Source organism: Bacillus cereus group sp. BfR-BA-01380, from assembly GCF_022663535.1.
Taxonomy (GTDB): domain Bacteria; phylum Bacillota; class Bacilli; order Bacillales; family Bacillaceae_G; genus Bacillus_A; species Bacillus_A cereus_BB.
This window is the reverse complement of record NZ_JAKUFS010000007.1, coordinates 65,503-84,158: the sequence shown is the minus strand read 5'-3', so window position 1 is coordinate 84,158 and position 18,656 is coordinate 65,503. Positions and strand designations below refer to the sequence as shown.

Genomic DNA, 18,656 nt, shown 5'->3' with positions numbered 1-18,656 from the left:
ACTAAGAAAATACTTTTCAGCACATAGATTACTGCCACGAAGATAAAGTGAAACTTCCATCAGTGGAGAGTTTTTTCATCTCCAACTGATGGTTAGCCCACCCAATCGGGCTTTTACGGGCAGTTATCCCCCACCTATCTTCTTTAGAAAAGCGGAAGCGGCTCGCTCAGAATCGCAGGACATTGGAGCCCCTGACAGAGAGGTGCTTTTTGCCTCGTCCGAGGGGGCGAAACGACCGGAGATTCTAGCCGCTAGAGCTGGACAACGTTTCTCTCTGAATCTTGAGGTGGGGGTCTTACTGCCCACGAATAGCGGGATAAAAACGGACACTTCTCTTTGTTTTAAAACTTTGCACGTGGCAGAAATAGGCACTGACCGCTACCATACATAGACAGTCCCTCTCGACCATTTAAAAAAATGCTTTTCAGCCTTTTTTTTACGAAAAAAGAGCAAGCTCGCTGCTTGCTCTTTACGTATGACGGCGGTTTTTCCCGCCAATAGGAATCGGCTTTGCTAAATATTTAATACGCTCCATAATGCGAGCTGCTTTCATTTCTTCTTCTTCTCCGCGCTGTGTATACGTTAAATGATGCTCGAGCTGCTTAAAATCAAAGTTAGATGTGAAAAACGTCGGTAAGTTCTCCAGCATACGGAATTGTAAAATAGCCCCCAGTACATCATCGCGCACAAAGCTTGACATCGCTTCCGCTCCAATATCATCTAACATGAGTACCGGAACACGTTTTACCGCATCAATTTTTTCGCTTATTGTATTATTTTGCAATGAACTTTTAATTTCACGCAAAAATTCTGGTAAGTAGACAATCATAGAACTAATTTTGCGCAGTGCTAGTTCATTGGCAATTGCCCCTAAAAGATATGTTTTTCCTACTCCAAATGATCCGTAGAAATAGAGTGCCTGCACTTTTTTCCCTACCTCATATTCACTTAAAAATTCATTTGCAGCACGAATCGCTTGAATACGTGGTTCTAAATCAGATGGATCTAAATTTTCCATCGAAGCTTGCAAAATATCGCTTGGCATATATACACTTTGAATCAGTTTCTCATGCTTTTTCCGCTCATCATAAGCCACTTTTCTCACACAGCGATCGTATTGAATATCAATCATCTTCCCTTGAATAATAAGCTTAGGTTCGTACCCTTGAATCATGTTTTTACATGATTCTAAGTTCGGACAATCTTTACATCCAACGCTTTGCCCAATGTACTCATATAGCTTCACAAGGCTGCGCTCAATCATCGTCGTTGTTACTTCACCTTGATGTTCTTCTATAAATGCTTTTACACACGGATGCGCCATTACCTCTTCTTTTAGTACTTCATATCTATTTTTAAAATTTTCATTTTGCATTAACTTCGCAAATGTATTTTGAATTGGTTCCATTTTTTCACCTCAAAGGGCGCTCGCCTCTATTAGTTTCGCTTATATTTTTTCAGCTCTTCCTCTAACTTTTTACGCTCTTCTTCTAATTTTCCCTGTTCTTCACTGCGATGTGATGGCTCGCTATCTTCTGTTTGTTCCTTTAACCAGTCTGGCACAAGTTCTTTACGGACCGTTTTCTTCGTTGCTCTTCCTTTTTTCTTTGTTTCTGCCCATTCTTGATATTGACGATTTTCCTCTTTCGCAAGTCCCATCGCTTCCGTTACTGTTGTAATCTTTTTACGGGCCCAGTGTCCGGCAATTTTCTCTACATACGATTTCGCTAACTTCATATCAGAACGAAGCATGACATAATAAATAAGTACATTTACAACACCTGGCGTTAATTTCTGACTCAACATAACGTCTTCAATAATTTGCAAATCCGTCTTCGTCGGCTCAGCCCCGCCCGAAATTTCTCTTAATAACTCTCTTGGTGAAATTTCTTCTAGCTGTTTAATGAGCATCTCTTCTTGTGTTGTCGGTTCTTTCTCCTTCATCGTCCGTGCATGCAATGGCTGCGTCCGCTCACTAAACTTAGGAAGTGCCTGTCCATTCTCAAATTGGTACCAATCACGCGCACCTTTTCGCAATCGTTCCATATCAATTGTATTATGCTCCGTAACAGCGCCAAGAACAATATTTTGCATGGATAACGGATCAATGCCGTATACGTAAGCTAATATAATCACACATTCACGCATCTGATCCGTAATTGCTCTGCGCGGCACAAGCGCGGATAATCCTTCTACAAATAATGAAAAATCAAAGAAATCATTCCAAATTTGCGGCGCATTCCCCTCTGCTCTGCTCGGCATCACAGTTGCATTTGGTATAAGCAGTTCTTCCTTGGCATGCTCAACTTGTCCTGGATTAAAAGAACCAAACACATCATTAAAAGATCGTGTTACATTTTCATATGAAGCAAAGTCAAATTCTTCTTCTAAGAAATATTGCTTTACTTGATTATATTTCGCCTTGCTTAAGCGGTTATATAAAAAAATACTTAATACAATATCATCAAAAAATTGCTTTGGCATAAGCGGTGGCCGTAACTCATAAATAAACATGCGAATATCTTTTTCTTTTTTCACATACACATTTAAAAGTCCAATCGCCTCTAACTTTAGACGTTCTTCATAAATATCCGGGAGCTGCATTTGCATTGTTACCATAATAGAATGATGTGTATTTTCTTTTCCAAATAAACGCTCTTGCTCTAACTCGCCCCACAACGTCATATATAGGCTAAAAGCTTTACTGCCAATTAGTGGTTGATATAACATTGTCAGCACTTTACGATCATAGTTGCTGAGCAGCCCCCTTGCACTTACTTTATAACGGTCAATTGGCAACAGTTCCATCCATGACTGTCTTTCCATCCTTGCAAATCCTTTCTATCATCCATTCTTATTATCATTATGAGTGAAAAAAGAGCTAATAGCTTACGCTTCTAGCTCTTTTATTTTCGTTCTTTTTGAAGAATATCTTTCAGCTCTTCAATAAATACGTTCAAATCTTTAAATTGTCGATAAACAGATGCAAAACGCACATATGCAACATCATCAATGTCACGAAGCGCTTCCATGACCATTTCACCAATCATATCACTTTTTACTTCTGACATTCCTAAGTTACGCAATTCCCGTTCTACATGTTGCGTGATTTCTTCTAATTGTCTTAATGTTACAGGTCGCTTTTCACACGCTTTAATTAAACCACGCAAAATTTTTTCTTTGTTAAATTCTTCTCGTGTCCCTTCTTTTTTTACAACAATGAGCGGCGGCTCTTCGACACGTTCAAATGTTGTAAAGCGATTGAGACAACTTTCGCACTCTCTTCTTCTGCGAATTGATCGTCCTTCGTCAACCGGACGTGAATCCAATACTCTCGTACCATTGTGAAAACAGGATGGACAGCGCAATCCGTTCACTCCTTTACACTTTAATTTTATCTTAACAAAACTAAAACATTTTAAACAAGAATTTTCTCTTCTATATTATAAGCACTTGATTACATACACTTATGTATAAACGAATTCCTTCTTATATAATAGATATACGAGTAATACAATATAAAGTGAAACTTTAATCAGCCCTCACCAATCGGGCTTTTACGGACAGTTTATCTCCCACCTAACTTCTTAAGAAAAGCGGAAGCGGCTCGCTCAGAATCACAGGACGCCCACGCACAGGGCGGAGAGGCGCTTTTTGCCTCGTCCGAGGGGGCGAAACGGCCGGAGATTCTAGCCGCTAGAGCTGGACAATGCTTTCGCTGAATTTTGAGGTAGGAGTATTACTGCCCACAAATAGCGGGATAAACTAAAAAGAGGTGTATTATACACCTCTTTACATTTTAAATCAATTATCTTCTTTTTTAAAGAGCTTTTGTCTCTCTTTGCTTAATTTCGAAGCTACCTGTACCGCGAGGAAGTTCAATACTTTCTCTCGTCTTTGCTCCTAAGCCTTCAGCGATGTACTCCGCAGCAACATTTGGATCAATGCGATCCCCACAAGTATATACATCAATACTTGCATAACCATGCTCCGGAAAGCTATGAATTGTTAAGTGAGATTCAGAAATAATTACAACTCCACTTACACCTTGTGGTGCAAATTTATGGAAAGCAACCTCACGCACTTCAGCGCCTGCTCGAAGCGCTGCATCCACAAATAATTTTTCAATATAAGGCATATCATTAAGCTTGTCGAAATCGCAATCCCAAAGTTCCGCGATTACGTGACGACCCATAGTGTCCATAGTATCCATTCTACAGTTCCCCCTTGTAAATTTAATTTAACTGTTCGAATTGAAAACTAATTTGCAATTTGGCTTGCTCCACTACCACGGGGGAAAGTTAGTCCAGAGAGGTCCTAACCCTTTAAGTAGTGACTACCACCTCAGCTCTTAAGTTTACGAATGTTAGTATACTTTGTTTATTTTCATTTTGCAACAACAGTTTTTTTATTTTTCCGACTCCACTTTCCCTTTTACTTTTCTAAAAAAAAGGAAAAGATTCAAAATCACAGTAACCATAGCTGTTCTAAGTGATTTACACAGAAAGTATATGTAATATTTTTCTATTACAAAAAGAAAAAAGGACAGGCTAACGCCTGCCCTTTTCTCATCTATTAAATATGTTGTACGTTTTCTTGTTTCGCAAATTGATCTACAACAAGCTTTACAAGGTCTACAACACGACGAGAATAACCCCATTCGTTATCGTACCAAGCAAGTACTTTTACTTTTCGCTCGCCCATTACCATTGTAGATAAACCATCAATGATTGCAGAGTGCGTATTTGTATTAAAATCTATAGAAACAAGCGGCTCATCGCTAAATGCGACAATTCCTTTTAATGCACCGCCCGCAACATTCATAAATGCTTCATTAATCTCTTCCACTGTTACGTCGCGTTTTACATCTACAACTAAGTCAACAAGAGATACATTTGGCGTCGGAACGCGAAGTGCCATACCATGAAGTTTTCCATTTAAATGCGGAAGAACTTTTGCTAACGCTTTCGCAGCACCTGTTGTTGTCGGAATGATAGACTGGCCGCATGCACGAGCTCTGCGTAAATCTTTATGTGGATTATCAATATTTTTTTGGTCATTTGTGTATGCATGAACTGTTGTCATTAAACCGTTTTCAATTCCAAACTGCTCATCTAACACCTTTACAACAGGTGCTAAACAGTTTGTTGTACAAGATGCATTTGAAATAACGGTATGTTTTGTAATATCAAGTTGCTCGTCGTTTACACCAACAACAATTGTTACATCTTCATTTTTTCCTGGCGCAGTTAAAATAACGTTTTTCGCACCAGCTTCTACATGAAGACTTGCTTTTTCTTTGGAATTAAACTTACCTGTCGCTTCAATTACAATGTCTACTTCTAACTCTTTCCAAGGCAATTCTTTTGGATCGCGGTTGTTTAAAAGGCGAATCATTTTACCATCTACTAATAAATGATCTTCAAACGCTTCTACTGTACCATCAAATTTACCGTGAACTGTATCATATTTAATTAAATGTGCTAACGTTTCAGATGGGTAGCTCGCATTAATCGCTACAATTTCGAATGCGCTTTCTTTTACTGCCTGACGAAACACCATTCTCCCAATACGTCCAAACCCATTAATTGCCACACGAATCATAATATGTTATCCCCCTTGATTGCGTTATACTATTTCTCTCTAATCCCAATAATAGTATAACACAAAAAGAAGATATGTCACTAAACAATTTCATCATTTTCAAATTTTTTATTTAATAATGTTCCATTCCTTTAAAAGGCTACTCAATTGCGCTTTCGTCTCTTCTATTGTGCCATTATTATTCATTACTTTATCTGCTAATGCTATTTTCTCTTGCAATGGCATTTGCGAAGCAATTCGCGCTTTTGCCTCTTCTTCTGTAAAATTGTTACGTTCCATTAATCTTGTGATTTGCGTCTCATTATCTACATAAACAAGTAAAATTCGATCTACAAGACTTGTTAATTTACTCTCAAATAAAAGTGGAATATCAAGCACAACCGCTTGCGCATTTCCTCTTATGTATTGATCCTTTTGTGCATTCATTTCCTTTCGTACAGCGGGATGCACAATACCATTTAACAGCAATCGTTTTTCTTCATTGTGGAATACAATGCCGCCCAGCTTTGGACGATTTAATTCTCCATTTTCCTCAAGCACTTCTTTTCCAAATGCTTTTACAATTTCGTTATACGCTTCCTTACCAGGCTCCACAACTTCCCTTGCAATAATATCCGCATCAATGACTGGAATGTGAAAACCTTGAAACATTTTTGATACTGTACTTTTTCCACTGGCAATGCCGCCTGTTAATCCAATTACAACTGTCATCATAATCCCCCTTATAATAAAAGACGTGAAACAATCGTTTCACGTCTCCTACATTTTCCAAATTCCAATAATAATAAGTAATACACCTGGTAAAAACGTGAACTTTTGTAACCATCGCATATTTGATAATATTGTTCCTACTTTCATTCCACTGAACAAAAATAGCGAGCTCATTACCGCAACTAATCCTGCCATCATGAACGGAGAATATCCAAGTAAAGACGCCCCAATCCCAGCTCCAAATGAATCTAATGAAAGTGCCATCCCAAGAAGAAGCGCTTCTATTCCAGAAATAATCCCAGACTTATCAAAATCAGCAACAGTCGGTTTTCGTAAAATTTGAATGACAAGACCAAGAGACGCAATTTCTAAGTTCCAGACTTTTTCTTCTTGCAGCGCATCCTCTTTTTTATCACTTTGAAAAAACTGATACAACACCCACGCACCGATTGCTACAAGAACGAATCCTCCAATTCTTTTCGCTAGCACCGGTGAAAAAATTTGAGCAATCATATGTCCGATTCCCATTGAGAGTATCATCACAACAGCTGAACAAATCCCAATTACAATAATTGATTTCAGTGGAATCCGAACATTCCGGAGCCCGTACGTGAGCCCTACACTGCAGCTATCTAAACTTAACGTAAAAGCTAATAAAATAAGAGAGAAATAATGATACATCGATAAGCTCCTTCCCTATATATAGCTTTGCTTATATATATGACAGAAGCCTATCCGATGTTATTGTGAAAAATATAATGATACTGCCGTAAGTAAATATTTTTTACAACTGCTTCAGTTGTTTAACTTTTCGGCTGGCAAGCCGGACAATAATGTGTACCACGTCCGCCAACAACTGTTTTTTCCAGTAAAGTGCCGCATGTTACACACGGCTCACCTTTTCTCCCATATACGTAAAGACGCTCTTGAAATGAACCGATCTTTCCTTGTGAATTCACATATGTACGAATCGTACTTCCACCGCGCTCTACCGCTTCAGTTAACGTTGCCACAATTTCTTCATACAACGTTTCAAATTCTTTGTCTGTTAAAGAAGACGCTTCTCGCTCTGGATGAATACGTGAACGAAATAACACTTCGTCTACATATATATTACCGAGGCCTACTAAAATACGTTGATCAAGCAAGGCAACTTTTACTTTCCGAGCCGTTTTTTGCAATTTTTCTTGTAAATATGCAGATGTTAACTCAGTTGAAAAAGGCTCCGGCCCTAAATCCGCAAGCGGCATAACTGTAAACTCTGTACCTTTTTTGAATACATGCATCGTACCGAATTTCCGTACATCTTTGTAACGAAGTTCTGTACCGTCTGTAAAACGAAAACGGACGTGTGTATGCTTATCAACTGGATCATCACTTTCATGAAGCATATACTTTCCTTCCATTCGCAAATGAGACACAATGACGTAACGGGTTACATATATAAGAAGAAACTTGCCGCGGCGTCTGACCTCTTCAATCGTTTCACCGCGCAGCATCTCTTTGAAAAGCTCGGCATCATCTGGTTCTTTCACCAAATTTGGATATGTTACAATTACTTCTTCAATTGTTTTTCCTTTGACGAGTTGCTCTAGCGTTCGTCTTACATTTTCAACCTCTGGTAATTCTGGCATACTATCACTTCCTTACTTTGCGTCATACCACGTTGGACCGTATGAATAATCAACCTTTAATGGAACGGAAAGCTCAATTGCATGCTCCATAACTTCAGGTACAAGCTTCTCTAGCTTTTCTACCTCTTCTGGCGGCACTTCAAAAATAAGTTCATCGTGCACTTGCAGAAGAAGGCGTGCTTGTAATCCTTCTTCTTCTAATCGATCCGCCATAATAATCATCGCTTTTTTTATAATATCAGCAGCACTACCTTGAATAGGTGTATTCATTGCTGTGCGCTCTGCAAAGCCGCGTACATTAAAATTACGGCTCGTAATTTCCGGGATGTAACGGCGACGATTCAGTAATGTCGATACATAGCCCTTTTGTTTTGCATCTTGCACAATATCACTCATGTACTCTTTGACTCCCGGAAAACTTTCTAAATACTTTTGAATGAAATCAGCTGCTGCTTTTCGCGTAATACCAAGGTTTTGTGATAAGCCATAATCACTAATTCCGTATACAATTCCGAAGTTTACAGCTTTCGCTTGGCGTCTCATATTAGAAGTTACATCATCCTTTTCAACACCAAACACATCCATCGCTGTTTTTGTGTGAATATCCATATCATGTTGGAATGCTTCAATTAAACCGTTATCTTTAGAAATATGTGCTAATACACGTAATTCTATTTGAGAATAATCTGCAGCAAACATAATCCAATCTTTTTCTGACGGAATAAACGCTTGACGGATTTTCCTTCCTTCCTCTAAACGAATCGGAATGTTTTGTAAGTTAGGTTCCGTTGAGCTTAAACGTCCTGTTTGTGTTAACACCTGGTTAAAACGTGTATGAATTTTAGATGAATCTGTATACACAACTTTTAGTAACCCTTCAATGTACGTAGAATTTAATTTCCCTAACTGGCGATAATGCAAGATTTTCGGAATAATTGCATGATGCTCCATTAATTTTTCTAAAACATCAGCCGATGTAGAATAACCAGTTTTCGTCTTTTTTATAACTGGTAAGTTTAAATTTTCAAATAAGATTACACCAAGTTGCTTCGGTGAATTAATATTGAATTCTGTTCCTGCAAGCTCGTAAATTTCTTCTTCCATTTTCTTTAGCTGCGCAGCCAATTCATCACCCATAGCGCGGAGACGATTTGTATCAACTGCAACGCCCTTACATTCCATATCAGCTAATACACGGCAAAGCGGCATTTCCAGTTCAGTAAATAATTCGTACTGCTCATTATGTTTCAATTCTTCAGCAAACGATTGCTGTACATCATATAACACATGTACTTTTCGTGCTACGTGTTCCGCGACAACTACCTGCTCTGGTACAGCTCGTTTTGCCCCTTTTCCGTATACTTCTTCATCTGATCGCACAGCATGCGTATCTTTCATTTTCGCAACAGCACGGAAATCTTTATCTGTCTCCGCTGGATCAAGTAAATACGCTGCAATTAATAAATCAAAGTCGATCCCCTTAATTTCATAGCCTTTCCATTTTAACGAAACAATTGCACGCTTTGCGTCAAATGTATACTTCTTCATTTCTGGATTCGCTAACCAGTCTGTAAAAGCTTGTGATGATAAAGCAATATCAGCCGGAACAAAGTAACATCCATTTTCGTTCTGAATACCAAACCCTTGAATATCCGCTTCGTGATAATTATCTTCTTGCACTTCTACAATGATTGCGCTATCCTGCTGCAACATTTCCTCCGTTACTTCTTCTACAATTTCAAATGAGATATCATCTAACTCAGCTGCAGGTGTTTCTGCAACCTTTGCGCCTAACTTCGTTAACAAAGAGTGAAACCCTAAATTCTCGAACACCGGAATTAAATCGCTATGTTCATATCCGTTATAAGCAATGTCTTCTAAATGAATTGTAACTGGTGCATCGGTAATAATTGTTGCTAACTCTTTACTCATCAACGCTTGCTCTTTATTTTCCTCAAGCTTTTCTTTTAATTTCTTACCGCTCACTTTATCTAAATTTTCATATACAGCTTCTACTGTTTCAAATTGTGTTAACAATTTAATAGCTGTCTTCTCGCCAACACCAGGGACACCCGGGATATTATCTGATTGATCTCCCATCAGCCCTTTCATATCAATAATTTGCTTTGGAGATAAGCTATATTTTTCAAATAATGTTTCTTTCGTATACTCGTCCACTTCTGTAATTCCTTTACGCGGAATACAAACGCGCGTATTGTCTGAAACGAGCTGAAGCAAATCTTTATCTCCAGAAATAACTTTTACTTGAACACCTTGCTCACTCGCTTCTTTCGCCAATGTTCCCATAATGTCATCCGCTTCGTAGTTCTCTAATTCATAGCGAGACACATGAAACGCATCTAACAATTCACGAATGAACGGAAACTGCTCTGATAATTCTGGCGGCGTTTTTTGGCGGCCGCCTTTATATTCACTAAATGTTTTATGACGAAACGTTGTTTTCCCCGCATCAAACGCAACGAGCATATGCGTTGGTTTTTCTTCTTCTAAAATTCTCATGAGCATCATCGTAAAACCATAAATGGCATTTGTATGTATACCTTTATCGTTATTTAAAAGCGGCAGCGCAAAGAAAGCGCGATACGCAATATTATTCCCATCAACTAAAACAACTTTCTTTTCCAAATGGAACAACCTCCCTGTAAAAAATTAAAACGATTTCTCAATACAACAGAAAAAACCGTTCCTTTTCTTCTCTCTATATTACCACGATTGAAAGAGAGAAGAAAAATAACGGCTTTCTTTAATAACTATATTTAACATAATAAGTGGAAACTATTTTGTCATACAAAAGGGAAGTGACGAGAATAAGCTTCCTTATTCTCGTCCCAAACTAATCCTTGGATGAAGGGGTTTTCATGTATTATAGTAACAGACCTTTATTAATATAAAGTGAAGCTATTGTTAATATACTGTAAATGTCTATTTATCCCGCTATTCGTGGGCAGTAATACTCCCACCTCAAAATTCAGCGAAAGCATTGTCCAGCTCCAGTGGCTAGAATGTTCGGTGGGAGATAAACTGCCCGCAAAAGCCCGATTAGGCGGGCTAATAATCAGTGGGGGATGAAGCCCCCCACTGATTAAAGTTTCACTTTATTATACTTTTGAAGAGTAACAGTAAATGTCGTTCCAACCCCAATCTTACTTTCTACAGTAATCATCCCATGATGCGCTTCAACTAAATGTTTCACAATAGATAATCCAAGTCCTGTACCACCCGTATTACGACTGCGCGCTTTATCAACGCGGTAAAAACGTTCAAAAATACGAGGAATCTCTTCTTTTTCTATTCCAACACCTGTATCTGACACTTTTATATATACGTTTTGGCTATCATGAGAAAACGTAACAGAAACAGCTCCACCAGCTGGCGTATATAAAATTGCATTATTCATTAAGTTAATAAAAACTTGTTTTAACCGCACTGCATCTCCTATGACAGAAACATGTTCATTCACATCAACATGCAAATGAATGTCTTTATCGGCTGCTTTATTATCTAATATCATACCAACTTCTTCTAATAACTCCTTTACGTCGACAACACCCATATTTAATTGAAACTCTTGTTGCTCAATTTTCGATAAATCAAGCAAATCTTCAATTAACGCTTGCATTCGGTCGCTTTCTTTCAAAATAATATGTAAGAAATGCTCACGAAACTGCTGGTTTTCCATCGCTCCGTCAAGTAATGTTTCTGAAAACCCTTTAATAGAAGTAATTGGTGTTTTCAATTCATGCGAAACATTTGCCAAGAAATCTTTACGCATTTGCTCAAGCTTCTTAAGCTCTGTAATATCATGGAAAACAAGAACAATCCCTTTCCATTCATGGTTCGTTCCAATAATAGGGGCACCGTACACTTCAAAATGTTTTCTTTCAATTTCAAGAGGCAACAACATTTGTTTTCGCACTTTAACCTCTGTCATAAAAATTTCTTCTACGAGTTCGACAATTTCTTTATGCGTAAATGCCTCATAATATAAACGATGCAAATACTCTTCATCTGTTACATGGAAAATCTCTTTATAAGAGCGGTTAACAAGACTAATATAACCACGGCTATCAATTAAAATCATACCGCTTCCCATATTTTCAATAAGTGTATGCAACCGATCTTGCTGCATTTCTTGCTCTAATGTCATCTCTTGTAAATTACGTGCTAAAACGTTCATCGCTTTACTGAGCATTCCCGTCTCGTCTGAATGATTTTCATAAGCACGCGCTTTATAATTCCCTTTAGCCAATTCAATAGCTACTTTTGTCACAGACTCAATCGGCCGAATATATTGTGCTGTAATTTTCATCCCAAGAAATATAACAACGAGACAAGAACTAATAAAGCCACCAATTAACAAGCCCCACATTTTGGGATGTACAGTTGTCAAAGATTCCATAGAAGCGTTAATAATAAGATACCCTTTCTTCCCCTGTGTATCTTGAATAAACGTCACATAATAATAAGGATATTTATCATTTGTTTCCTTCATCACAACTGCATGCGTTTGTTTTCTTGCTTCAGGAAGAAGTTCTTCTATCACTTCTTTATGTAACACCGTCTGCTCTTTTGCAGTATTATATTGAACTTGTTTTTGTTCATCTAGAAACGTTACGTATACACCGAAATGCTCTTCTAATTTCGAAAATGCATTTGGGTTCTTTAGAACATGATCAATTCCTTCCGCCTCAACAACAGAAGCTATATACTTTGTTTCTTTCTCGATTCTCTCATGGACATGATCAACATAAAATCCTTCAAATACTTTTTCCATCAATATCCCTGTTCCTACAACAATAAGTACAATGAGAGAAATAAAAGTAAGGAGAAGCCTTGAGCGAAATTTATTCATCTCCTTTTGGCTCCTCCAATTTATAACCTAATCCGCGGATTGTTTTAATATAAGTTGGTTTTTTTGTGTTTTTTTCGATTTTATCTCGCAAGTGACTAATATGAACATCAACAATACGTGTATCACCAGCAAAGTCATAATTCCACACTGCACTTAGCAGCTGATCGCGAGTTAACACGCGCCCTTTATGTTTCGCTAAATATACGAGTAATTCAAATTCTTTTGGCGTAAGTTCTAACTTGTCTCCTTTAAAATATGCTTCATAAAAATCTGGTAAAATTCTTAATTCAGCAATTACAATGCTATTTTCATCCTCTACTTCCGGAGCTTGTCCATCATGAATTTTCGTACGGCGTAAAATAGCTTTTACACGCGCAACTACTTCCCTTGGACTAAACGGCTTTGTCATATAATCATCCGCTCCAAGCTCAAGACCTAATACTTTATCAAATTCATCATCTTTTGCAGTTAACATTAAAATAGGGGTCATTATACGCCCTAGACGCAGTTCTTTACAAACTTCCATGCCATCCATCTTTGGAAGCATTAAATCTAATATAATGAGATCAGGGCGTTCTGTCTGCGCCTTATGCAGCGCTGTTTCCCCATCCATCGCTGTTATAACCTCAAACCCTGCTTGCTGCAGATTAAATTCGATTAAAGTTAAAATAAACTCCTCATCGTCTACGACCAAAATTCGATTGCTCATTCTATTCCTCCAAGTTATAGGCTCTAAACCTTCCTCACCCTAGTATTCTTCCCCGATATTTCCATCATACTAGAAAACAAAACCCCTCTCAATACAATTGTGTTGTGAAAAACATGACTTTATTCCACATCTCAGAAGTAGTCCTGCTACTGACTACTGTTTTACTTTATGTTACCCTTATACAAGAAAACATGAATATGCATTTTATATATAAAAGTTTAAAAATCACTGTTCTTTTCAAAATTAGAGAGCATCTAACGGAGTAATCGTGATCCTTTTCAACATATAGATTGCGGCCATGCAGAAGAGCCTGCACTTGCTTTCTCCCTTTGTTTTACCTTGCATGTGGCAGGAAAAGGGCTCTGACCGTTTCTATGCATGGCTAGATGCTCTCGCCCACCGAAAAAAATGGTTTTATCCCGCATTAACGGGCAGTAATACTCCCACCTCAAGATTGAGAGAGAGAAGCGAAGAAGATAGGTGGGAGATAACTGCTCGTAAAAGCCCGATTGGTTCAACTAACCATCAGTGGTGGATGAAGAAAACCCCCACTGATGGAAGTTTCACTTTATTTCGTTTTTTTAATTTAGATGTATATAGAATAGAAAGGAGCTTTTATGTTAAAAGCATTTATTATCTTTTTTCTTGCAGGCTTAGCTGAAATTAGCGGCGGTTACCTCATTTGGAAATGGCTGCGCGAAGGTGGTTCTATCGGAATTGGAATCATCGGCGGCGTTATTTTATTTTTATATGGTGTTATCGCTACGTTCCAAGTATTCTCAAGCTTCGGAAGAGTGTATGCAGCTTACGGCGGCGTGTTTATTGTCATGAGTTTGCTGTGGGGCTTGTGGGTTGATAAGAAAACTCCCGACTTATTCGACTGGGCTGGAGCTTCTGTTTGTATCGTCGGCGTATTTATTATGTTATGGCCGCGTGGGTAAAATCCCTTCTCTTCTAAGAGGCGTTATACATAATTAATATAATAAGAAAAAAAGGATAGATAGGGCACAAAATCATATGCCTTATCTATCTTTTTTCTTGTATGCAATTGCATTCACCGCTACATCAAAAGATTTTTTTCATTGTAGATTTGTAACCACTCATCCATATGAGCACTGCCTGCGAATAGTTGGATAAAATCGGAAATGCGCGTTGTGTTAATCGATATGTTTGTGTAACCACTGTTCAAATATCTTTAGCTGTTCTTCAGTATGAAAGTAATGTTCACCTGTTTCTATGACTTCTAATTCACAACAATGTTTTTTTGTAAAATAGTTAATAGTTTCAAATTCGCACAGTTCATCCTTGGCTCCATACATAATATATGTATCTGTATTCCATGTATTAATAGGATGTTCTTTTACATAGCATAAATAATCCCAATATAACTTTTGACCAATAGGTGTCTCTATAGTCATTTCTTTTTGCAAAAGCTCTGGTGTTACATTAAACCATTTCATCATATTTTCGATAATTCGTTCCATATTAACTACTGGTGATAAAAATAATGCCTTTTCTAACACATCATTTTGATAGCCTAAAAGGCTAAAATAAGCTCCCATACTACATGCAAACACGCTTACTTCTTTCCAATGTTCTTTTGCGTAATTCATAATTATAGATAATTCACTAACACAAAACTGTACTTTGCAAGGAGTATTATCATTTTTTCTTTCTCCATGCTCAGGTAAATCAAAGCTTAATACTTGATAACCTTTTTGATTGGCTTTTTCCGCTAATATTTGAATAACTACATCTTCCTTATTTGACATATTTCCATGTACTGCAATAAAAATTTTTTCACTCTTATCTCCCCATAAAATCGCGGGAATATCACTAATTTTCAAATTATATTTAAGCATATGTCCTCCATAGAATAAGACATATGGGACGTGGCAGGAATAGGCCCTGACCGCTCTATACACAGCCAGTCCCTCTCGCCCATTAAAAAAAGATGCTTTTCAATCTTTTTTCACAGGATAACTGTGTAGCTACTTAAAAGTTATCTAAAGATCTTTCAAATATCGTCGTTAAATGATGCGGTGGTGCTACTGTTAGTAACCCTTTTATTACTTCTTCTTCCTGTTCATTGTACGCAACCATTTGCATTTCAATGAAATGATTTTCTGGGTCAACGGAAACAACTTCAAAATGAATTTGGAGCGTTGCGTAGTGATATACAGGCTTTATAAATTCGATTTCTTGTCTTACGACGTGACTTCCTGGACCAGGTAAGTACTTCGTAACTGCAGTTGTAACAATCCCAGTTAGCATAATAGTTGGTACAATTGGTTTTTCATACGGAGTTTGGGATGCGTAATCATGCTGAATATATAACGGATTCGAATCATTCGTTAATCCTAAATATAATAACAAATCTTTGTCTTCTATTTTCTCTGTAACGGATAACTTTTCTCCTACTGTAATTTCATCCATTTTACGACCTAATTTGCTTCTTTTCTTTAACATGATACAATCCCTCCAATCGATATTTTCATTATCCTACTCGAAGTGGTATATTATATAAATCTTTATAAAGATAAGAGAACATTCGCTACAAGTCTACGTATTATAGTGTAGGACACTCCTTTGTTAACGCTTTCAAATTATTTCACAAAAATATCCTTCTAATAGTGGAAAAAGATTCGGGAGTCCCGAATCTTTTTCCTTCTTTTTTTATCCCGCATTAACGAGCAGTACTAGACGGGAGATAAACTGCCCGTAAAAGCCCGATTAGGCGGACTAACCATCAGTGGGGGATGAAGAAAACCCCCACTGATTAAAGTTTCACTTTATGCAAGAACCTTCATTACACTACGTACAGATTCTACAGAACGATCTAATCCTTCTTTTTCTTCAGGAAGAAGATCTAATTCAATAATCTTTTCGATTCCGTTACCACCAAGGATAACTGGAACACCTAAGTAAAGATCGCTATAGCCATATTCACCTTCAAGGTATGCAATAGCTGGTAATACACGGCGTTGGTCTTTTAAGATGGCCTCAGCCATCTCTACTAAAGAAGCAGCCGGTGCATAGTATGCACTACCGTTTCCTAATAGATTTACAATTTCACCGCCGCCTTTACGAGTGCGTTCAACAATCGCATTTAAGCGTTCTTTCGGAATTAATGTTTCAAGCGGGATACCACCTGCATAAGAATAACGAACAAGCGGCACCATCTCATCACCGTGTCCACCAAGAACAAATCCTGTAATATCTTTCACAGATAAATTTAATTCTTGTGCAATAAATGTACGGAAACGAGCTGTATCTAATACACCAGATTGACCGATAACGCGCTCTTTCGGGAACCCAGCTTCTTTAAATACAGAATATGTCATTGCATCAACTGGATTTGTTAATACAATAATAATTGTATTCGGAGAATATTTCGCAATTTCCTGCGTTACACTTTTCATAATTTTAGAGTTTGTTGCTACTAAATCATCACGACTCATACCTGGCTTACGAGCGATACCTGCCGTAATAATTACAACGTCAGAATTAGCTGTATCTGCGTAATCAGATGTGCCGATAACGTTAGCATCGAAACCTTGTATAGGGCTTGCTTCTAACATATCTAACGCTTTCCCTTTTGTTGGATTTTCAAGTTGTGGAATGTCCACTAATACAACGTCTGCTAATTCTTTTTGCGCTAATAAGAATGCTGCTGTTGCCCCTGTAAATCCTGCACCGATGACTGAAACCTTTTTGCGTTTGATTGTCATAATTTCTCCCCCACTTTGAATTATGAGTTTTTAATAACCGCTGCGTCCATATTGTTAATAAGAGCATCAGCAAATTCGGAACATTTCACTTCAGTTGCACCTTCCATAAGGCGTGCGAAGTCATATGTTACCACTTTTGAAGCAATCGTTCTTTCTACAGAATTAGTAACTAAGTTCGCTGCTTCATTCCATCCTAAATGTTCTAACATTAATACTCCTGAAAGAAGAACTGAAGATGGATTTACCTTATCTAAACCTGCATATTTTGGAGCTGTACCATGTGTCGCTTCAAAAATAGCATGTCCAGTAACATAGTTAATATTAGCACCAGGTGCAATACCGATGCCGCCAACTTGTGCTGCAAGTGCATCAGAAATATAATCGCCATTTAAGTTCATTGTTGCTACAACATCGAACTCGCGTGGGCGCGTTAAGATTTGTTGTAAGAAAATATCTGCAATTGAATCTTTTACGATAATTTTCCCAGCCGCTTCTGCGTCTGACATCGCTTTATTCGCAGCATCTTTTCCTTCTTTCTCAACAATTCGATCATATTCAGCCCAAGTAAATACTTTGTCGCCAAATTCTTGTTCTGCTACTTCATAACCCCAGTTTTTGAAAGCACCTTCTGTGAATTTCATAATGTTACCTTTATGAACTAATGTAACAGAAGAACGTTTTTCATTAATTGCATATTGAATTGCAGCGCGAACAAGACGCTTTGTACCATCTTCAGAAATTGGTTTAATACCAAGTCCAGAAGTTTCTGGGAAACGGATTTTCTTTACACCCATTTCATTTTGTAAAAACGCAAGAAGCTTTTGAACCTCTTCAGAACCTTGCGCATATTCAATACCAGCGTAGATATCCTCCGTATTTTCACGGAAAATAACCATATCAGTATCTTCCGGACGCTTAATAGGAGAAGGAACCCCATCAAAATAGCGAACAGGACGTAAACATACGTATAAGTCTAATTCTTGACGAAGTGCTACGTTTAAAGAACGAATTCCGCCACCAACAGGAGTTGTTAACGGTCCTTTAATTGCGATTAAATATTCGCGAATCAATTCTAACGTTTCTTCTGGTAACCACTCACCTGTTTGATTAAATGCTTTCTCCCCTGCAAACACTTCTTTCCAAACAATTTTCTTCTCGCCATTATATGCTTTTTCAACAGCTGCTTCTAACACACGAGATGCTGCCGCCCAAATATCTGGTCCAATTCCATCCCCTTCAATAAAAGGAATGATTGGATTGTTAGGTACGTTCATAACGCCATTCGTTACGGTAATTTTTTCTCCTGTAGTCAATGTGATTACCCCCATGTTTGAAATTTCATATATATGAAACTGAGGGATAAACCCCTCAGTTCAAATCATAAATTAAGTTTA

At 37.8% G+C, this 18,656-nt stretch carries 16 protein-coding genes; 1 reads left to right on the top strand and 15 read right to left on the bottom strand.

Going from position 1 to position 18,656, the window contains the following annotated elements:
* Window positions 1-469: 469 nt before the first annotated feature.
* The 11 genes from dnaI to MR076_RS08730 all read right to left on the bottom strand — a co-directional run bounded on the left by dnaI (window position 470) and on the right by MR076_RS08730 (window position 13,531).
* Window positions 470-1,408 carry a primosomal protein DnaI gene (dnaI, locus tag MR076_RS08780; RefSeq protein WP_242219737.1) on the bottom strand — a complete coding sequence of 313 codons (939 nt, stop codon included), beginning with the start codon at window positions 1,406-1,408 and terminating at the stop codon, window positions 470-472.
* Between the two features lie 29 nt (window positions 1,409-1,437).
* Complete coding sequence (locus MR076_RS08775; RefSeq protein ID WP_242219735.1) at window positions 1,438-2,826, bottom strand: replication initiation and membrane attachment family protein; 1,389 nt, start codon at window positions 2,824-2,826, stop codon at window positions 1,438-1,440.
* Window positions 2,827-2,906: 80 nt separating this feature from the next.
* Window positions 2,907-3,368 carry a transcriptional regulator NrdR gene (gene nrdR, locus MR076_RS08770; protein ID WP_242219733.1) on the bottom strand — a complete coding sequence of 154 codons (462 nt, stop codon included), beginning with the start codon at window positions 3,366-3,368 and terminating at the stop codon, window positions 2,907-2,909.
* Window positions 3,369-3,820: 452 nt separating this feature from the next.
* On the bottom strand, window positions 3,821-4,204 hold the full coding sequence (gene speD, locus MR076_RS08765) for an adenosylmethionine decarboxylase (RefSeq protein ID WP_170857660.1): 384 nt from the start codon (window positions 4,202-4,204) through the stop codon (window positions 3,821-3,823).
* Window positions 4,205-4,575: 371 nt separating this feature from the next.
* Window positions 4,576-5,604 (bottom strand): glyceraldehyde-3-phosphate dehydrogenase, encoded by a 1,029-nt coding sequence (locus tag MR076_RS08760; RefSeq protein WP_242219732.1) that lies wholly within the window; start codon window positions 5,602-5,604, stop codon window positions 4,576-4,578.
* A gap of 108 nt (window positions 5,605-5,712) precedes the next feature.
* Window positions 5,713-6,315: a dephospho-CoA kinase gene (gene coaE, locus MR076_RS08755; RefSeq protein WP_242219729.1), complete on the bottom strand. Its 603-nt coding sequence runs from the start codon at window positions 6,313-6,315 to the stop codon at window positions 5,713-5,715.
* Between the two features lie 48 nt (window positions 6,316-6,363).
* Entirely contained in the window at window positions 6,364-6,996 is a 633-nt protein-coding gene (gene ytaF, locus MR076_RS08750) for a sporulation membrane protein YtaF (RefSeq protein ID WP_242219727.1), read from the bottom strand.
* Window positions 6,997-7,118: 122 nt separating this feature from the next.
* Window positions 7,119-7,949, bottom strand: a complete 831-nt coding sequence (gene mutM / locus MR076_RS08745; RefSeq protein ID WP_242219726.1) for a DNA-formamidopyrimidine glycosylase — start codon at window positions 7,947-7,949, stop codon at window positions 7,119-7,121.
* A gap of 12 nt (window positions 7,950-7,961) precedes the next feature.
* Window positions 7,962-10,595, bottom strand: coding sequence for a DNA polymerase I (gene polA / locus MR076_RS08740; protein ID WP_242219723.1), 2,634 nt, complete (start codon window positions 10,593-10,595; stop codon window positions 7,962-7,964).
* Between the two features lie 457 nt (window positions 10,596-11,052).
* A complete protein-coding gene (gene pnpS / locus MR076_RS08735) occupies window positions 11,053-12,822 on the bottom strand; it encodes a two-component system histidine kinase PnpS (RefSeq protein ID WP_242219721.1) in 1,770 nt (589 codons plus the stop codon).
* The gene (locus MR076_RS08730; protein WP_242219718.1) at window positions 12,815-13,531 is read right to left on the bottom strand and encodes a response regulator transcription factor; all 717 of its coding nucleotides are present in this window, start codon (window positions 13,529-13,531) and stop codon (window positions 12,815-12,817) included. The genes pnpS and MR076_RS08730 overlap by 8 nt, the downstream gene beginning before the upstream one ends.
* A 617-nt stretch (window positions 13,532-14,148) precedes the next feature.
* Between MR076_RS08730 and MR076_RS08725 the strand changes: the two genes are divergently transcribed.
* Entirely contained in the window at window positions 14,149-14,472 is a 324-nt protein-coding gene (locus tag MR076_RS08725) for a YnfA family protein (RefSeq protein WP_242219717.1), read from the top strand.
* A gap of 216 nt (window positions 14,473-14,688) precedes the next feature.
* Here MR076_RS08725 and MR076_RS08720 read toward each other — a convergent pair whose 3' ends face one another.
* From MR076_RS08720 to icd, 4 genes are all read right to left on the bottom strand, one after another.
* Complete coding sequence (locus tag MR076_RS08720; RefSeq protein WP_242219714.1) at window positions 14,689-15,393, bottom strand: alpha/beta hydrolase; 705 nt, start codon at window positions 15,391-15,393, stop codon at window positions 14,689-14,691.
* A 133-nt stretch (window positions 15,394-15,526) separates the two neighbouring features.
* Window positions 15,527-16,000 (bottom strand): MaoC family dehydratase, encoded by a 474-nt coding sequence (locus tag MR076_RS08715; RefSeq protein WP_242219712.1) that lies wholly within the window; start codon window positions 15,998-16,000, stop codon window positions 15,527-15,529.
* A 323-nt stretch (window positions 16,001-16,323) separates the two neighbouring features.
* On the bottom strand, window positions 16,324-17,262 hold the full coding sequence (gene mdh, locus MR076_RS08710; protein WP_242219710.1) for a malate dehydrogenase: 939 nt from the start codon (window positions 17,260-17,262) through the stop codon (window positions 16,324-16,326).
* A gap of 20 nt (window positions 17,263-17,282) precedes the next feature.
* Entirely contained in the window at window positions 17,283-18,575 is a 1,293-nt protein-coding gene (gene icd, locus MR076_RS08705; RefSeq protein ID WP_242219708.1) for an NADP-dependent isocitrate dehydrogenase, read from the bottom strand.
* Window positions 18,576-18,656: the final 81 nt, after the last annotated feature.